General features: G+C 69.3%; 2 protein-coding genes. Both read right to left on the bottom strand.

Annotated features, from left to right (window positions below; genetic code table 11):
• A partial coding sequence (locus GA0115240_RS33595) for a winged helix-turn-helix transcriptional regulator (protein WP_218087453.1) occupies positions 1–341 on the bottom strand: 341 nt, incomplete at its 3' end.
• Positions 342–408: 67 nt separating this feature from the next.
• Positions 409–999: an NADPH-dependent FMN reductase gene (locus GA0115240_RS33590; RefSeq protein WP_093742687.1), complete on the bottom strand. Its 591-nt coding sequence runs from the start codon at positions 997–999 to the stop codon at positions 409–411.
• Between the last annotated feature and the right edge of the window lie 414 nt (positions 1000–1413).

The raw sequence follows: 1413 nt of genomic DNA, 5'->3' as shown, positions 1-1413 counted from the left end.
TGGGACCAGGCGATCACCGCGTCGAGGACCGGGCCGAGCTCCCGTCCCTTGTCGGTCAGGTGGTACTCGATCTGCGCCGGGCCGGCCGGACCCGCCGAACCTGCGGAACCTGCCGGACCGACCCGGCGTTCGAGCAGGCCGTGTGCTTCGAGCGTCCGCAGCCGCTGCGCGAGCATGGTGTCGCTCAGCCCGGGCACCGCCGCCCGGATATGGGCGAACCGGTGCTGACCGGTGAAGACGACGCGCAGGATCGCGCCGGTCCAGCGTCCGCCGATCAGCTCGATGGCGGCGTGGAACCGCTCACACACCTGGTGTATCTCGGCTGCGGACCCTTCGGCCACCGTGCGCCTCCCGTCTGGCCGTCTCCGGCCGTCTCCGACTCTCTCCGGCCGCCTCTCGCCGTCTCCGCTAGGCGCCGTGCGGCGCTTCCAGGGTCGGGCGCAGCGGTCGCAGGTTGTCCTCGAGCCGTACCAGCTCGTCCAGCATGGACTTGGCGGCGGCGGTCATGATCTCGTTGGGAAGCAGCCCCTCCTCCTCGTCCAGGAACTGGTGCACGAAGGGCAGGTTGACCGCCTCCAGGACCGGCGTCATCTTCAGCGCGCCGATGACCTGCTTGATCATCTGCAGCGCGCGGGTGCCGGCCGCGACGCCGCCGTAGGTGACGAAGCCCACCGGCTTGTACAGCCACTCGTTGTGCAGGTAGTCGATCGCGTTCTTCAGCTCCGCGTTGAAGCCGTGGTTGTACTCGGGCATCACGAAGACGAAGGCGTCGACCCCGCTGACCAGGGCACTCCAGTCGCGCGTGTGCTGGTGGGTGTAGCGGGCCAGGCGCGGGTGGTTGGGCTCGTTCATGAACGGCAGGGCCACCTCGGCCAGATCGATCAGCTCGATCTCCGCGAAGCCCGCGTGGGTGCGAGCCTCCCCTTCGAACCACTGGGCGACCGGGAGCCCGACCCGGCCGGGCCTGGTGCTCGCCACAATGATTCCCAACTTCGACATCGCGTGCTCCTTAAGAGAAAACGGCTTGGCGCTAAAGATACCTTAGTGAGCACGTCGAACAGACCGGCGCGGGCGCTCCACGCTCCTCGGGGCGACGGGGACGGGGACGACGGGGACGGGGCAGCCGGGGCGACGGGGTGACGGGGGCGACGGGGTGACGGGGGCAGCGGGGCGGCTCGCCTTCGATCGCCTCCACCGGCAACTACCGGGCGGCGGACCGGCAATCGGATCAGGCCGCCGACATGCGCGAACCCGCACGACCCCGTTATCGAACATGTATTCGAACGTGTGCCAGAATCGCCTGCATGCCCCACCACGCCTTTCCCGACGACCTCATCCAGGCGCAGCGCGACTGGTACTCCACCTACCGCGAACTGGCCGGAAGCGGGGCCACGGGCGCGCAGACCACGGTGC

The sequence above is a fragment of the Streptomyces sp. DvalAA-14 genome (assembly GCF_900091855.1).
Classification (GTDB): Bacteria; Actinomycetota; Actinomycetes; order Streptomycetales; family Streptomycetaceae; genus Actinacidiphila.
This window is presented reverse-complemented; position numbering and strand designations above follow the sequence as displayed.

Bases quoted from the DNA above. Each gene is read 5' to 3' on its own strand.
- GA0115240_RS33590 (WP_093742687.1), bottom strand. From the start codon at position 999: ATGTCGAAGTTGGGAATCATTGTGGCGAGCACCAGGCCCGGCCGGGTC.